The organism is Methylomonas methanica (genome assembly GCF_001644035.1).
GTDB lineage: Bacteria > Pseudomonadota > Gammaproteobacteria > Methylococcales > Methylomonadaceae > Methylomonas > Methylomonas methanica_A.
The window spans coordinates 31,601-47,891 of the sequence record NZ_LUUG01000097.1 but is presented as its reverse complement, the minus strand read 5'-3'; the positions used below and the strand labels follow the sequence as shown (position 1 = coordinate 47,891).

Here is a 16,291-nt window from a genome sequence, read left to right as displayed (position 1 = left end):
CGTCTCGGCGGTATCAAACATTCTAGCAAGGAAAAGCGTTTTGCAAGTGCCGCCTTAAAAACCGGCTTTTGCTGTGGGATTTTACGAATTGCTGGAACAACTGTTTCCACGTTCCCTCGCTCAGGCGTGGGAATGCATATTAGTTTTGAACGCTGTATGGATTCCCACGGAGGATCGTGGTAACCAGAAAATATCGTCGCTCCCGCGAATGCGGGAGTACAGCGGCTATACTGGGTTCTTTGCGCGGTCTAACGGCTCCCGCCTTCACGGGAATGACGAATCCAGGGAATTTAAGAGCCGGGTTAATAAGTACAGCGCCATAGAAAATTTGTTAATCGCTTATGCGCGTTAAGCCCTTAACAATCGAGCTTGGCGGGCATTAGTTGCTAGCCAATATCCAGTGTTTTTCAGTTCCGCTTCATCGGAATGCTGCTATTATCAATCTCACACGACAGACTGTTAACTTCACTGCTCGATTCCACACCAGCCGATGTCTGAAAACACCATCAAATACGCCCAACTTGTCGATCTTGCCAGTCTGCAAACGCTGATGGACGATTTGTACCGGGTGATCGGCATACCAAACGCGATTATCGACACCGACGGTATCGTTATCACCAACGCCGGATGGCAAGACGCCTGCGTAAAATTTCATCGGGTCAATCACAACACATGCAGTAACTGCATAGAAAGCGATACGGCATTGGTTGAGAGCATGCTGAAAGGTGAGAGGTTTGCAATATACAAATGTCTGAACGGGCTGGTCGATTCGGCTATGCCGATTATCGTGGAGGGCCGGCATGTCGCCAATATTTTTACCGGCCAATGTTTTATTGAGCCTCCCGATCTGGAATTCTTTCGCGGTCAGGCCCGGCGCTATGGGTTCGAGGAAAATAGCTATCTGCAAAGCATCAGCAAAGTGCCGGTTATTCCGAAGCAGCGGCTGGAGACCATCACCGAAATGTACGCGCAACTCGCGCAAGCTTTCGCCAAACACGGTGCGGATCGGTTGCAGCAAAAACAGGCAGCGGCGAAATTGGCGGAGCTTAATAACGAATTGAATCGGCGCGTAGAGGAAAGAACCGAGCAATTGATTCAAAACAATCAGCACTTGCTGCTGGAAAAGCGTGCCCTGGCCGCCAGCGAAGCGCGTTTGTCGGCGCTATTCAAACACATGAGTAGCGGCGTGGCGGTATACCGAGCCAGCGAGGACGGTCGGGATTTCATTATCATCGGTTTCAACAAAGCCGCCGAGCAGATCGAAAAAATCACCCGTAAAGAATTGATAGGCAAAAAACTCACCGAAATGTTTCCTGGGGTATTCGAATTCGGCTTATTCGACGTCTTGCAGAGAGTCGCCAAAACTGGAACACCGGAAGCTTTTCCGCCATCGTTTTACCGCGACGAACGGATTCAGGGTTGGCGGGAAAATTATGTGTATAAATTGCCCGGCGGCGAAATTGTCTCGATTTACAACGATGTGACCGAGCGCAAGCTGGCGGAAAAGGCCTTGCATTTGACGCAGTTTTCGGTGGATAGAGCCACTGAATGTTTGTACTGGATAACCGCCGACGCCAGATTCCAATTTGTAAACAACACTGCCTGCCAAGTATTGGGCTATAGCCGCGAGGAGTTGTTGACCTTTTCGGTAATGGATATCGACAAGGAGTTAAAAGCGGAAAATTGGCCCGCGCATTGGCAGGAAGTAAAACAAAAAGGCGCGTTAAAAATGGAAGCCATCCATCGCTGTAAAGACGGCCGGGAAATACCGGTGGAAGTGGCCGCTAACTATTTGGTCTTCGAAGGCCTGGAATATAACTGCGCATTCGTGCGCGACATTAGCGAGCGAAAAGCCCTGCAAGCGGAGCTTGAGCGTCAGGCGCGTATCGATTATCTGACCGGGATTGCCAATCGCCGCTATTTCATGGAACAGGGCGAAGCGGAACTGGCGCGCACTGATCGTTACGGTAACCCTTTGTCGGTACTGATGCTGGATATCGACTATTTTAAAGCCGTCAACGACAACTACGGCCATGCGGCCGGCGATCAGGCCTTACAAAAACTGGGTTCCATTTTGGTAGAGGTTTTGCGGGAAATCGACATCCCCGGACGCATGGGCGGCGAAGAATTTGCGATCTTATTACCGGAAACCGGCTTGCTTAAAGCCATCGACGTGGCGGAACGACTCAGAAGCGTGGTTGCCAACAGCGTGATTCCGGTAGAGTCGGGGCTGGAATTGCAATTTACCGTATCAATCGGCGTGGCCACCCTGACGGATAAAAACAGCAGCATCGGCGATTTGTTGAATTTGGCCGATAAAGGTTTGTATCAAGCCAAACACAGCGGCCGGAATAAAGTCTGTAGTTTTTCGCAGCAACAATAGGACTGCATAGGGAATGCCGCGTGCGGCTTAAATCTACCGGCTTTACCCGTATTGCTGGACGTTTCCTCAGCACCTTCGGTCGAATCCACCACGAGTCCGGTAGGTGTGCCAACATATCCTCAGGATTTTAATAAGCTTCTCAAGCGCGAACGGATTCGATGTATTGCGCCAAGGCCGCCACCGAAGCGAAAATTTTTATCACGTCATCACGCTCGGCATCGATTTTTACCTGATAGGTTTTGCGAATCGCCAAGCCCAGTTCCAGCGCGTCTATGGAGTCTAGGCCCAGGCCGTCATGGAACAACGCGGCGTTGCTGTCGATATCCGCCACATCGACATCTTCCAGCGCCAGCGTGTCAATAATCAGCTGTTTTATTTCAGTTTCCATCTCGCTCATGGCGTTCTCGTTGTTGAGTAAAATAATCCTGTAAATACTGCGTTAAACGCCGCACCGCTATCGAGCGCGGTTGCAGCTCCCGGAAAGGCTGCAATTCGACATCGTCGCCAACGATCATTTGCAAATGAAAACGCTGCTGCGGGATTTGGTACCAGGCTTGGGTTTTGGTCAGGGTGCTGGGTTTACAGGTCAGCGTTACCGGGGTGATTATACTATCGGCTTGTAAGGCAATGGCTGCCGCCCCCCGTTGAAATCGATAGGCCTGACCGGGTACCGAGCGGGTGCCTTCCGGGAAAATCAGCATGGCGCCGCCGTTTTGCAGCCAGGTGGCGCAATCGTTGATCATGGTTTCGGAATCGGCGTTGCTGATATAGCCGGCGTTCAAAATCGGCCCGCGCATGGCGGGGTTATGCCATAGGCTAGCCTTGACGATGCAATTGGCTTGCCGGATGCGGCTGATTAGAAATACCACGTCAACCAGCGTTGGGTGATTGGCGACAATCAGCTGGCGGGGACGGTTGAGTTTTTCCAAGCCGATCACCTCATACGTCATCACGCCCAGCCTGTGCATCAGGCCTATAAACACATAAAAACTGAGATGGACGGTGTATTGGGCGCGGCCGGCTTTTTGGGTGCGGCTGCCCGGCCAAATTGCCAAGAGCGGAAACACCAGCAACCACAGCATCACGCCGCCGATACCGAAGCTGGTAAAGCTGATGGCTGTCGCCAGCAAGCGCCAGCCAAAGTCGATTTTTTTTATGAGTATGTTTGCCATTGCCAGCCGCGGTCCTGCTCGCCGACCAAACCCTATTGCAGGGCGGTGAGCAGGAATTTGATAAAGGCCGGCAATTGTAGCGGTTGCTCGCTGTGCTGACGAGTCGTTGACGATAAATCAAACTGCACGGCTAAGCCTATTCCGCGAGTCGCTAGGAATAGCGAGAAACAGGGCTTTTATATGCAGCCCGGCAGCGGACGGGAGTCCTCTTTGCTGAACTGCGGCAGGGTGGCGAAGGCTTCTTTCAGCTTTTCGTGCCACATCTTGCGGATTTTGCTCAGATACTCGTTGTCCTCCTGGAAACAATAGTATTCGTCCAATATCAGCGTATCCCGATGATAGATTAACAGTTCCACCGGCGCGCCGACGCTGGCGTTACTGCGCATCGTCGAATCCATCGAAATCAAACAGCAGCGGCCGGCTTCGTGCAGCGAGGTGTCGATTTTTAAAAAGCGATCCAGCACCGGTTTGCCGTATTTATTTTCGCCGATTTGCAGATAAGGGGTCTGCCTGGACGTAGTGATGCAATTGCCTTCCGGGTAAATCAAATAAGCGCCGTGCGGCTCTTGGCCGATTTGCCCCGCCAAAATAAAAGTGGCGGACGGATTGAAGCTGCTTTGGCCGGCATCCACATGACGGCGCTGTTTTTCGACGCTGATTCGTCCCAGATAGGCGGCGGCTTCCGACAGATAGTTGACCGTGTCCAGATTAACTTCGGTCTCTTCCTTCATATCGCGCTTCAACTGGTCGATCACGGCCTGAGTGGTGGCCAGATTGCCGGCGCTGAGCAGCACGATCTTGCGATCAGATGCCGTACAAAACGGGTGCATTTTGCCGTAAATGCTGACGTTGTCGATGCCGGCATTGGTTCTGGAATCCGAAGTTAAGACCAATCCGTCCTTTAGGGATACAGCAATACAGTAAGTCATGTGCTCTGTGCCTGAATATAGGGATAGCCGAAGTGTACTAAAGATACAGCGCAAAGGCCAAGGCAAGTCTTGCATTAGCTTGTGGTTGATTATGCTTGCCGTTAGTGGTTCGGTATTTGCACCACAACGATGCGACGTGGCCGGCTTTTGAGATCATTCAGGTGCAAAAGTACTTGTTTCAACAGCTAGTCGAAATTCTGTGTTTGTCGCGGCAGGTGGGCGGTATTCCAGCGATAAACTTGGATGGAGTCACAATAATTTGCCAATTTGTTGCCTAACTAAGGTCTGAATAGACACTTTTCAGTCGTCGGTTAAGACAAGCTTCGCCACTGTATTTTTTTTGGAATAATCTATGCTTGTTTACCGCAGTTCTCAGAATAAGATTATTAAAACAGTAACTTAGTAGGGTTTTTGGGTTGCCGGCAAACCTTAGCTACACACTGTCTTGTAATAAGCGTTTTTTATTTTGATTGAATAAGCTAGGTGCAGGGGTGTCTAGCCAGTATGGATTTTGAGAGGTTTTTAAAGGAAGGTGGATGAATGCCATTTTGCGGATATCTCCGGGTTTGTCGATAGTTGAAGGTGAGCCGCAAATTAGCCTGACAGAATGGGCAATCCCCGATTTTCAAATGCTAGCGAGAGGAGTTTTATGAATGATTTTTTGCAGTCCCATTCGACAAAATTATTGGGATCAATGCCGGTGGTTAAAAGTTTTGAGGGGCGGTTAGCGTCTTTAAACGATTGGTGGGGCAAAATCACGCTGATAGGGAAAATAAATAGCCACAACGTGGCGACGACTATTTTGGACGATATGAGTCGTACCCAGCTTAAATTCGGCGAACTACAGAAACAATTGACCCATAATTTACTGGTCGAAAATGTGCAAAAACTGGTGCTGGATAACTCGTCGAAAGCGCAAGTGGCTATCGATTTGTTGATTCGTAACCTATTCGAGCGCACTGCAGATGTGGGTTTTCTGGCAACCGACGACGATATCAGAGTGTTTCTTGGTTCCGCGAATGTCAGCACCGAGCAAACGCAGTTTATCGAAAACAGGCTCCGTGAATATGTCAAAAAATACAGTGTTTACGACGAGATTATCGTCTTTGATACCCAAGGGAACGTAAAGGCCCATTTGGACAAAGCCAATCCCATATCTTATTCCAATGATCCTTTATTGGCGGCAACGCTGAAGTCAGATCAGGATTATGTCGAAACCTTTCGCTATTCCGATTTACAAAGTGAGCGGCGCCACTCTTTAATCTATTCCTGCAAAATTACCGAAACCGATGACAAGAGTTCGCCGGTGTTGGGTGTTTTATGCCTGTGCTTTCGCTTTGATGACGAAATGCATAGCATTTTCGATGGACTCTTGATGTCGGGTGATATTGGGGTTTTAGCGATTATTGATCGGGATGGACAGGTGATTGCCAGCAGCAACGAACACTTGCTGCCGCTCAATACCGGATTTAATGGCGATGCGGGCTTGAGGATGCTGAATTATCGGCGTCAAGACTATATCGTGAATATGCGCAGCACCAACGGTTATCAGGGCTTTTATGGTCTGGGCTGGCGCGGCCAAATGATGACCGGATTGGGTATGGCGTTCGGTCGCGAAGAAAGGCAGCTGTCCCGTAACAGCTATACCGAGATCATGCATCAGGCAAGTTCTTTTCCGAGGGAATTACGGGAAATCCATCAGGCTTCTTCGGATATCAATACCGACCTTGGCTTGCTGGTCTTAAACGGACAGATTGCATCGGCCCGCAAAAATGCCACCGAATTTATGCCGGTGCTGGAGGCCATCAGGCAAATTGGCTCTGATATTACCGCCATTTTTAACGCGTCGGTTAAGAGTCTGCAGGAAGTGACGGTGATGTCCTCGCATCTAAATAATGCTGGATTTTTGGCGTCCTTGGCGGTCGATATCATGGATCGAAATTTATACGAGCGGGCTAACGATTGTCGCTGGTGGGCGCTCACCTCAGCCTTTAGGCGGGGTTTGGCCAATGCTGAGCTTAGTTTTACCGAAATCCGCCAAATCAGCGAAATCCTGCAATATATCAATGCACTTTACACGGTGTACACCAATCTTTATTTGTATGACAGCCACGGTCGAGTGCTGGCGGTCTCCTCGCCCCAGCAGCAAATGTTAGTCGGCGTCAAGTTAGACGAATCAACCGGCGCGGCCGAAGCTTTAAAACACAGCGATTCCCAACATTACACGGTCTCGGCATTTGATAAAACGCATCTCTACGGCGATCGGCACACTTACATCTATAACGCCGCAATTACCGACCTGGAGGATTCGCGCAAAGTGTTGGGTGGCATAGGCATTGTGTTCGATAGCGAACCGCAGTTTGAATCGATGCTGAACGATGTTTTGCCCTGCGATAAACAAGGTAAGGTATTAGCGGGCTGTTTTGGCGTGTTTGTGCAGAGAAACAAAACTATTATTGCTGTCGCCAATAACCCCGCGCTCGAAATTGGAGACACCTTAGACGTTGATGCGGCATTTTTCGAATTGAAAATCGGTCATCGTAGTTCGGAAGTGATACAGCTAAATGGTACCAGTTATATCTTTGGGGTGGCTGTCTCAAAGGGGTACCGCGAGTACAAAGTGCAGGATGGCTATCTTAACGATGTAATTGCCATGGTGTTTATCCCATTTTGATGGCAGCCACGGCCGAGTCATCCAATTTACGGACAATATTGGAATAGAATCTATTAGACATCTTCACATAACCGGCAGTATCCCCCAACCCAGCGGCTGACGCCGGTGTCGCTCGATGGACTAAACAACTTGTTCGGGTTAAATCCGCAAATAGGCGGCGTGGTCAGTGTTCAGGTTGGAACAGCCCGGTTAAGCGCGGTCGCTTTGTGCAACTCCTTACAATCGTTCGGCTGAGAATGTGTCGTTACAAACATTAGGCAGCCTTTTTTGCGGCTGCCTAGATGTTATCCTTAATTATTTTCATATAAATCAATAATTTAAAATGATTTCATAACTGGCATGGCCTGTGCTTTCTCACTGTATAACCAATCAAGTGAGGTGAAGAATATGGAACTGCCAGTATTAAACGAAACTCCAGCAGCAAGCGCAGGCGGCTGCTCCTCCCATTCTTGCGGTACAAGTGATGATCAACTCGGCCATTTATCCGACGAGATTCGCTCCAAGGTAGAAAACCATCCTTGTTACTCGGAAGACGCTCATCATTATTTTGCCCGCATGCACGTAGCGGTTGCGCCAGCCTGTAATATTCAATGCCACTATTGCAACCGCAAATACGATTGCTCTAACGAGTCACGTCCCGGTGTGGTTTCTGAATTGCTGACACCCGATCAAGCCGTGAAAAAAACCATGGCGGTGGCGGCCAACATTCCGCAAATGACCGTGCTGGGCATCGCCGGCCCTGGTGACCCACTGGCCAATCCAGAACGGACTTTCGAAACCTTCCGTCGCCTGAGCGCAGAAGCACCGGACATCAAATTGTGCGTTTCCACCAACGGTCTGGCCTTGCCCGAGTCGGTCGAGGAATTGTCCAAACACAATATCGACCACGTCACGATCACGATCAACTGTGTAGATCCTGAAATCGGTGCGCAAATTTATCCTTGGATTTTCTGGGAAAACAAGCGCATCAAGGGTGTGAAAGGCGCGAAGATTTTGATCGAGCAGCAACAAAAAGGCCTGGAAATGCTGGCTGCCAAAGGCATCTTGGTTAAAGTCAACTCGGTGATGATCCCTGGCGTCAACGACAAACACTTGGCCGAGGTCAGCAAAATCGTCAAAGCCAAAGGCGCTTTCCTGCACAACGTCATGCCTTTAATCGCGGAAGCTGAACATGGCACATTCTACGGTGTGATGGGTCAACGTGGTCCGACTCAAGATGAATTGATGGAACTGCAAGATTCCTGCTCCGGCGACATGAACATGATGCGTCACTGCCGGCAATGCCGCGCCGACGCGGTCGGTCTGCTGGGCGAAGACCGTGGCGACGAGTTCACCATGGACAAAATCGAGAGCATGGAAATCGATTACCAATCGGCGATGGAAAAACGCAAGGTCATCCACGAAGCGATCGCCGAGGAAATGCATAGCAAGCGCGCCGCGAAGGTGGAAAAAGCCGCCAGCCACGCCGAAGAGCCCAAGCTGAATACCCGTCCGGTGTTGATGGCGATCGCCACCAGCGGTCAAGGCGTCATCAATATGCACTTCGGGCATGCCAAGGAATTCCTGATCTACGAAGCATCGCCAAACGGCGTGCGCTTCATGAGCCATCGCAAGACCGATTTGTATTGCGGCGGCGACGATACCTGCGGCGACGGCGAGAGCGTGTTGCAACAAACCATTCGCTCCCTGGCCGGTTGTGAAGCGGTGTTGTGCTCCAAAATCGGTTACGAGCCTTGGGACTTGCTGGAAAAAGCCGGCATCGTACCCAACGGCGAGCACGCCATGGAGCCTATCGAAGAAGCTGTCATGGCGGTTTACAAGGAAATGGCTGCCGCCGGTAAGCTGGACGAGGCTGCACCACAAGAAGAACGGGCTACTGCCTGATCCGACATTTTCTCTCCTGTGTGAGAGGGTTGGGTGAGGCGAATCAAAATAAAAGCTTCTGCTTTTTAAATTCTCCTCTCCCCAGCCCTCTCCAGCAGGCGAGGAAGATTGTTAGAAATGATTAACCATCAAATCCAAAGGTAACGTCATGGCCTTACAAATTATCGAATCCTGCGTCAACTGTTATGCGTGTGAGCCGTTGTGTCCCAGCAAAGCTATCTATATGTCCGAAAAAGCCGGGCATTTCAGGATCAACCCGAAAAAATGCACTGAATGCGAAGGCGATTTTAAAGATACCCAATGCGCAAGCATTTGTCCTATCGAAGGTGCCATTCTTGACGCGCTAGGCGTCCCCATTAACCCGCCCGGTTCATTGACCGGTATTCCGCCGGAAAGAATGGCTGAAGCGATGGCGGAACTACAAGCACATTGACGGCCATGGCCACGGTGCATTTCTATGAAAAGCCGGGCTGCTTGAATAATACCCGGCAGAAGCAGTTGCTGAGCGCCGCCGGCCATTTGCTGGTGGTCTACGACCTGCTGCAACAGCCTTGGGGCAAGGAACCGGGCAAGTTGCGCTCGTTTTTCGGCGACATGCCGGTCGTGGATTGGTTTAATCGCAGCGCGCCGGCTGTCAAACAAGGGTTGGTCGATCCAAACACTGTCAGCGAAGACGAAGCTATAGCGCTGATGGTCGCGCAGCCGTTGTTGATTCGGAGGCCTTTGATGGAGGTCAACGAACAGCGCGTCTGCGGTTTCGACCAGCAACAGGTCGATGCCTGGTTGGGTTTGGCTGGTTCTGCCTCGCAGAAAGATTTGGAAACCTGCCCTAAGCAGTCGCGCGCCGAGGCTGGTAAGCCATGAACAGCGTCCAATTGGAGAGCGAAGAGGGCGTACCGCTTGCGGTAGCCTTATCCGAACGCGTGCATTGGGTCGGCGCGCTGGATCCGAACCTGCGTACCTTCGACATCATCCTGAAAACCGCCAACGGTACCAGTTACAACGCTTATGTGATCCGCGGCAGCGAAGGCGTGGCGGTAATAGACACCGTGAAAGAAGGCTTTGCCAACGACTTTTTCGCCCGTCTGGAAAGCGTCGCCGATTATTCGGAAATCAAAGTCATCGTCCTAAATCACTTGGAACCCGATCATACCGGCGCCTTGCCGGAGTTGATGAAACGGGCCCCGCAAGCGCAATTGTTTATCTCCCAAAAAGCCCAGTCCATGCTGAAAGGCCTGCTGAAACAGGACGAGCTGAGCTATACCCCGGTGGTGACCGGCGACAAAGTGTCCTTGGGCGACCGGAGCCTGGAATTTTTGCACACCCCTTATTTGCATTGGCCGGACACGCAATGCACCTATGCGCCTGAAGAGGCCATGCTGTTTTCCGGCGACGTATTCGGTTGCCACTTTTGCGATAACCGTTTGTACAACGACAAGGTCGGTGATTTCCGCTTTTCCTTTGAATACTACTACGCCCACATCATGCGGCCCTTCAAGGAATACGTGGTCAGGGCCTTGGAACTGATAGAACCTTTGCCGCTGAAATTGATTGCGCCTACCCATGGCCCGATCTTGCGTGACCGCCCGCAACATTACATCCAGCGCTATCGCCAGTTATCCAGCCCAGCGCTGCATAACGAACTCAGACCCAATCAAAAAACCCTGCTGATTTTTTACATTAGCTCCTATGGCAATACCCGACGCATGGCGGAAGCCATTTATCAAGGCGCGATGCAAATTGAGGATGTGCGGGTATCGCTTTACGACCTGGAAGGGGGCGAGGTTGCGCCGTTTGTGGATTTGATCGAAGAAGCCGACGGCCTGGTGTTGGGCACACCCACCATCAACGGCGATGCGGTCAAGCCGATTTGGGATCTGCTGTCTTCGCTGGCTGTGGTCAATCTAAAAAACAAGCTCGGCGGTGTGTTCGGTTCTTACGGCTGGACCGGCGAGGGCGTGCGCTTGGTGGAAGATCGCTTACGCGGCTTGAAGTTGCGCGTACCTATTCAAGGCCTGCGGGTCAAGTTGATTCCGACCGACGACGAGATCCACGAGTGCAAAGCCTTTGGCTTGGAACTGGCTCAGGAATTGACCGGGGCCAGAGAATCGAGGGTGATTAATTTTGCGGACCTGTAAACCGGATAAAACAGACGCCTGCTATTGAGCCTACAGCTTTATTCGTAGGCTAAACCGATCCAAGGAAGTGTCGGTGACCTCACTGGCCGCAAGGCCGGTGAAAATCAGGAATCGTTTCGGTTCCAAACCGGGAGTCCTCAGATTAGAGGCTGCCGAGATTACTTTTAAACCTTATGGAGTTTTTACAATGGCCAAAGCGACCATTACATTTGAAGATATAAACGTGACTGTTACCGTCCCCGCCGGCACCCGGGTTATTGAGGTGTCCGAGAAAGTAGGTTCCGGTATTACTTACGGTTGCCGGGAAGGCGATTGCGGAACCTGCATCATGAAGGTGACTGCTGGTTGGAATAACCTGACCGAGCCGTCAGTACTGGAAGACAAAATTTTGCGGGAAAACATGGCCGGCAAACACAACCGTCTGGCTTGCCAAGCGCAAGTATTGGGCGGCGAAATTTCCCTTAAACCAGTTTAAAAACGCAAAAGGAGTAACACATGGCATTAGTAACATTTACCAGTCCCGAATACCGGGATAAAACCGTTTACGCCGTTGCCGGCAGTCACACCCAGACTATTCTGAAGCTGGCTTTGGAAAACAAGATCCCCATTAATTTCGAATGCGAAGATGGCGAATGCGGCACTTGCGTGGTCCGCGTCACCAGCATCGATAAAAAAATGGAGCGCATGGGTGGCACGATGACCGAGAAGGAAAAAGCCCTGCTGAAACAAATCGGTAAAGTTTCTACCGAACAGTTGGAGCAAATGATCGTTGACGACCTGCCGCCCGAATGGCGTCTGGCTTGTCAGATGATCGTTAGGGATGAAGATATTCGCGTCGAATATTAATTATCTGCGTCATCGTTAAAAGGGCCGGAGAATCGAGTATGAGTTGCACACTTTCCATAGAACCGAATGATAGGGCAAAGCCCTCGGTAGTTAAGTCGCGGCAACACATTTTTCAAGATCTGATGGCCCGTGCCGACCAGTCGCCCAATAGCGTCTGGTTGGCACAAATCATCGCCAGTTGGCGTGTCGGCGATGGTGTGCTTCCCGATAGCCTGGGCTTGAGCCCGGCACAATTTCAACAACTGATCGATAGATGTTTCCCCGGTTATCTGCTGGCTCCTGAAGCCAGTTCCGGTAGCAGTCTGGATTTCAGTCGCATGTTGGAAAAACAGGATTTGGAAATCCTGCTCGCGCAATTTGCTGCCAATCCCGGTACGGAGACCGAATGGCTGATCGCAATGATCGTGGCGGCCTGTTTGGGCAGCGATCATCTTTGGCAGGATTTAGGGCTGTGGTCACGGACCGATTTGTCGGCCATGCTGGGCTACAACTTTCCGGAATTATTGGTGCGCAATAGCAAAGATATGAAATGGAAAAAGTTTTTGTACAAACAGCTGTGTGAAGCGGAAGGCTTGTACGTCTGCCGGGCGCCATCCTGCGAGGTTTGTAAAGATTATCCGCAGTGCTTCGGGCCGGAGGATTGAACCGGATTTCCGGTTCGGAATAATCTAAATTGCGCCCGTGCGTTGAATCTGCATTTTTCGTTCAGTACACTTTTTTCGGTCAGCGACGCATCTGATCACATCAAACCCAAAATCCGATAAGCCCCTTTCGTGTTCAAAACCACGGTAACCGGCGCGCCGGATTTGTTTTCCCAATACCAGCCGTGTGAACCTTCGAAGGGCGCGCTTAACGAGCCACTGGATTGGCTGTCGGTCGTTTCCTTGTAGCTTTTGAAATAGCCGGTTTTGTCGCCTTGTGGCTCGCCGTGAAAATCAAAATACAGTGCCGCGCCGTCGGTGGACCACGAATATTCCAGGGCCGCGCCTTTGGCTAAATGAAATTTGTATTCCAGACCTTCGCCTGCCGGCACCACAATCTTTACCGTATCTTGCCACTGTAAATTCGAAGCCGCTTGCGCGGCGCTAACCGCTACCGGCTGCTCCGCGCAAGCGTTGGCTGTTCCTGTGCTGGCGGTGTTGTTTGACGAGGACAAACTGATTAAACCGGTCATTTCGCCGAACCCGGTCGGGTCTATGCCGTATTCGGCGGGCAACACCGCCGTGACCAGAACTACACCCGCTAACAACGTTGCACATAGGCTGGCGAGGGTCAGCGATTTAACTGATTGAATCGGCGGGTTGCTGTCTTGCATCGAGTTATCCATGGATGATGTACCCCGTGATTTGGTAGCCGAACAGGATCAAGCCGCCGGACATTAACAGGGTGTTGGTGGCGGTGGAAAAGGTGTAATAACTGCGGTGGCGGCGCCAAAAGTCCAGCGCAATCAAGATAAACAACAGAGCCAGGAATTGGCCGATCTCTACACCCACATTAAACGCCAACAAGTTTTTCCAAAGCCCGGCATCGGGTAGCGAAAAATCCTGCAATTTGGTCGCCAGGCCAAAGCCGTGAAACAAGCCAAAAATCATCACCGCCCATTTCGTATTGGGCTGAAACCCCAAAAGACGCTGAAAACCGCCCAGGTTGTCGAAGCCTTTATACACAATCGACAGGCCGATGATGGCGTCGATCAGAAACGGATTGACCGAGATGTGGCTCAACACGCCGAACAGCAGCGTCAAGCTATGCCCGAGGGTAAACAGGCTGACATAGATCAACACGTCGCGGGTGCGGAATAAGAAAAAAATCACCCCTACCAAAAACAACAAATGATCGTAGCCGGTGACCATGTGCTTGGCGCCGATATACAAAAACGGGCCGATGGCGATGCCTTGGTTAGTCAGCAAAAACCGTTCGGTATTGGCATCGACGCCGTGGGCAAAGGCGGTAGCGCTGAGCAGGAATAGACAAAGCGGTAAGCCGATCAGTCTGATATTTCGCTGGATTGCGGGTCTCATGTTTAAAAATCCAATGGCAATGGGGGCGGAGTATATCCGACTCGGATACTTCGGTTAAATAGCCAGTCTGTTGCCGGTCAAACAAGTCACAGCTTACCGCGCTTAAATTTTTATCCGCTTTGAACCTTTGTTAATTTCCGCTGATTTACAAGGTAATTGCTCTGTACGAAACCGCTAGTGTTAATCTGTTCCAGCCGATACGGCTTAACCATGCAAGGGACGATACTTCTTAAAACAAACGGTTAACGCATATATGACGACACGCCAATGAGTTAATACGGCAATACCCGACTAATAGTGCCGATTGATCGGCCACCAGTAGCCTTGTTCCAAGGCAAACCAAGCAACAAGGAAATTTATGAACAGTTCAAAAACCAGTCTATCCGGCAACCACATGGCTTTGGCTGTGTTATCCGCGCTGATAGGTTCGCCTGCCTGGGCCAACACGATCAACGTCACCAATTTACTTGATGTAGCCGCTGCGGCGGATGGCAGTTGCACACTGCGCGAAGCGGTGGCCAACGCGAATAGCGATAGCGATACCACCGGCGGCGATTGTCCGGCCGGTGCGGGCGCCGATACCATCACCTTTGGCGTGAACGGTACTACTGTATTGAGTAGCACCTTGACCATCAGCGATGTCGATGGACTGAGCATTGATAGCTTGGGCCGTAGCGTCACGCTAAGCGGCGGTAACGCCGTGCGCGTGTTTTGGGTGACACCCGGCGCGGGTTTGACTTTAAAGAATCTGACCGTTGCCAACGGTTATGCGGACCCGCAGGGCGGCGGCGTTTATAACCAATTTGGTAACCTTACCGTGTTGAATAGCACGTTCGTCGGCAATACCGCCACCCGCACCGGCGGCGGCATCGCCAACTACTCGGATACCTCCCTAGCCAATCCCGGCGGGAATCTCACGGTGGTTAACAGTACGTTCTCCGGCAACAGTTCGGTTTTCGGCGGTGCGATTAGAAACTCAGGTATCTCGGCGACTATCACGAACAGCACCATTGTCGGCAATAGCGTGCAGTTGCCGGTTTGCCCGCCAGGCTTTTTTTGCTCCCTGGAAGACAACGGCGGCGGCATCGAAAATCTTGGTACGCTGAATCTACATAACAGCATCGTCGCCGGCAATACGGCGACGGTGGGTGATGCCGACATCGGCGGTTCGCCAACAACGGCCAGTTACAACTTGATTGGCTTTCCCGCTACCGTGTTTTACCGATGGAACGGTGTTGGCCCGATAGTGCCGGTCCACGGCAGCAACGGCAATATTACCGGTGTCGATGCGAGCACATTAGTCGAAGCTGCTTTGGCTAACAACGGTGGTCCGACCCAAACTTTGGCGTTAATCCCCGGCAGCCAGGCCATCGATACGGCCGATAACGTATTGTGTGCAACTGCGCCGGTGAGTAATTTGGACCAACGCGGCTTGGCTCGTCCGCAAGGCCCGCAATGCGATATCGGTGCTTTCGAATTGGCTGCCGTGCCCTCGGCAGATTTGGCCGTGACCGGCTCTGCAAGCGCGGCGATGGTGCGCGACAGCCTGACCTTGACTATTGTCGTTAAGAATAACGGTACAGCCGATGCCACGGGTGTGAAGTTAATCGATACCTTGCCAGCCTCCGGCTTGTCTTCAATCTCCGCAACCGCGTCGCAAGGCAGTTGCAGTGCGCCGGTCAGCGGCAAGATCACTTGTAATCTTGGTAGCCTGGCTAACACCGCCAGCGCCACTATCACCGTCAAAGCCATTCCCACCGCTGCGGTTACGATGAGCAATCAAGTGACTGTGCTTGCCGACCAAAACGACGGCCAGCCGCTAAATAACACTGCTACGCAAACGGTCGCTGTTCAGCCGCTATTATGCAACGGCCTGGTGCCCACCCTCGTCGGCACCCCTGGTGCGGATACTTTAGTCGGTAGCAAACGCCGCGACATCATCCACGGTTTGAGCGGTAACGACACCATCAGCGGCGGCGCGGATAACGACATCATCTGCGGCGGCCTAGGCCAAGACACGCTGAAAGGCGACGCCGGTAACGACACCCTGAACGGCGAAGCGGGTACGGATAGCTGCAACGGCGGCTCCGGTACCGATACCGCGACTAACTGTGAGGCTAAAACGGGTATTCCTTAGGTTTGAGGGTTGGCCAAAAAACTGGTTTTTTCAATCTCGGACAATCACTTCCTTCTTTGGGAGGGGGTGATTGTCGGGAAAATTGACCGATTATGGATAAACTGCTT

15 protein-coding genes are annotated in these 16,291 nt (G+C 51.6%); 10 read left to right on the top strand and 5 right to left on the bottom strand.

The window, feature by feature from the left end; all coding sequences use genetic code 11:
• The first annotated feature begins 490 nt into the window (after positions 1-490).
• Positions 491-2,383 carry a diguanylate cyclase gene (locus A1332_RS18035; protein WP_064009826.1) on the top strand — a complete coding sequence of 631 codons (1,893 nt, stop codon included), beginning with the start codon at positions 491-493 and terminating at the stop codon, positions 2,381-2,383.
• Positions 2,384-2,522: 139 nt separating this feature from the next.
• Here A1332_RS18035 and A1332_RS18030 read toward each other — a convergent pair whose 3' ends face one another.
• The 3 genes from A1332_RS18030 to A1332_RS18020 all read right to left on the bottom strand — a co-directional run bounded on the left by A1332_RS18030 (position 2,523) and on the right by A1332_RS18020 (position 4,484).
• Positions 2,523-2,780, bottom strand: a complete 258-nt coding sequence (locus A1332_RS18030; protein ID WP_064009825.1) for a phosphopantetheine-binding protein — start codon at positions 2,778-2,780, stop codon at positions 2,523-2,525.
• Positions 2,761-3,555 carry a lysophospholipid acyltransferase family protein gene (locus tag A1332_RS18025; protein ID WP_064009824.1) on the bottom strand — a complete coding sequence of 265 codons (795 nt, stop codon included), beginning with the start codon at positions 3,553-3,555 and terminating at the stop codon, positions 2,761-2,763. Before A1332_RS18025 ends, A1332_RS18030 begins: the two co-directional genes overlap by 20 nt.
• Before the next feature lie 176 nt (positions 3,556-3,731).
• Entirely contained in the window at positions 3,732-4,484 is a 753-nt protein-coding gene (locus A1332_RS18020) for a hypothetical protein (RefSeq protein ID WP_020484739.1), read from the bottom strand.
• 649 nt (positions 4,485-5,133) lie between these two features.
• Here A1332_RS18020 and A1332_RS18015 point away from each other — a divergent pair.
• The 8 genes from A1332_RS18015 to A1332_RS17980 all read left to right on the top strand — a co-directional run bounded on the left by A1332_RS18015 (position 5,134) and on the right by A1332_RS17980 (position 12,670).
• Positions 5,134-7,158, top strand: coding sequence for a cache domain-containing protein (locus A1332_RS18015; RefSeq protein ID WP_064009823.1), 2,025 nt, complete (start codon positions 5,134-5,136; stop codon positions 7,156-7,158).
• 387 nt (positions 7,159-7,545) lie between these two features.
• Positions 7,546-9,042 carry a nitrogenase cofactor biosynthesis protein NifB gene (nifB, locus tag A1332_RS18010; RefSeq protein WP_064009822.1) on the top strand — a complete coding sequence of 499 codons (1,497 nt, stop codon included), beginning with the start codon at positions 7,546-7,548 and terminating at the stop codon, positions 9,040-9,042.
• A 148-nt stretch (positions 9,043-9,190) separates the two neighbouring features.
• Positions 9,191-9,475 (top strand): 4Fe-4S dicluster domain-containing protein, encoded by a 285-nt coding sequence (locus tag A1332_RS18005; protein ID WP_064009821.1) that lies wholly within the window; start codon positions 9,191-9,193, stop codon positions 9,473-9,475.
• Between the two features lie 5 nt (positions 9,476-9,480).
• The gene (locus tag A1332_RS18000) at positions 9,481-9,906 is read left to right on the top strand and encodes an ArsC/Spx/MgsR family protein (RefSeq protein ID WP_064009820.1); all 426 of its coding nucleotides are present in this window, start codon (positions 9,481-9,483) and stop codon (positions 9,904-9,906) included.
• The gene (locus tag A1332_RS17995) at positions 9,903-11,180 is read left to right on the top strand and encodes an FprA family A-type flavoprotein (protein WP_064009819.1); all 1,278 of its coding nucleotides are present in this window, start codon (positions 9,903-9,905) and stop codon (positions 11,178-11,180) included. The genes A1332_RS18000 and A1332_RS17995 overlap by 4 nt, the downstream gene beginning before the upstream one ends.
• A 187-nt stretch (positions 11,181-11,367) precedes the next feature.
• Entirely contained in the window at positions 11,368-11,655 is a 288-nt protein-coding gene (locus A1332_RS17990) for a 2Fe-2S iron-sulfur cluster-binding protein (RefSeq protein WP_020484745.1), read from the top strand.
• A 20-nt stretch (positions 11,656-11,675) separates the two neighbouring features.
• Positions 11,676-12,026, top strand: a complete 351-nt coding sequence (locus A1332_RS17985) for a 2Fe-2S iron-sulfur cluster-binding protein (RefSeq protein ID WP_064009818.1) — start codon at positions 11,676-11,678, stop codon at positions 12,024-12,026.
• A gap of 38 nt (positions 12,027-12,064) precedes the next feature.
• The gene (locus A1332_RS17980; RefSeq protein WP_064009817.1) at positions 12,065-12,670 is read left to right on the top strand and encodes a nitrogen fixation protein NifQ; all 606 of its coding nucleotides are present in this window, start codon (positions 12,065-12,067) and stop codon (positions 12,668-12,670) included.
• Positions 12,671-12,765: 95 nt separating this feature from the next.
• Here the strand turns inward: A1332_RS17980 and A1332_RS17975 are convergent, their stop codons facing one another.
• Both A1332_RS17975 and A1332_RS17970 read right to left on the bottom strand, forming a co-directional pair.
• Positions 12,766-13,341 (bottom strand): hypothetical protein, encoded by a 576-nt coding sequence (locus tag A1332_RS17975; RefSeq protein ID WP_064009836.1) that lies wholly within the window; start codon positions 13,339-13,341, stop codon positions 12,766-12,768.
• Positions 13,342-13,345: 4 nt separating this feature from the next.
• On the bottom strand, positions 13,346-14,047 hold the full coding sequence (locus A1332_RS17970; protein WP_064009816.1) for a HupE/UreJ family protein: 702 nt from the start codon (positions 14,045-14,047) through the stop codon (positions 13,346-13,348).
• 358 nt (positions 14,048-14,405) lie between these two features.
• On the opposite strand from A1332_RS17970, the gene A1332_RS17965 reads away from it, so the two are divergent.
• Positions 14,406-16,184 carry a DUF11 domain-containing protein gene (locus tag A1332_RS17965; RefSeq protein WP_082879765.1) on the top strand — a complete coding sequence of 593 codons (1,779 nt, stop codon included), beginning with the start codon at positions 14,406-14,408 and terminating at the stop codon, positions 16,182-16,184.
• Positions 16,185-16,291 lie beyond the last annotated feature (107 nt).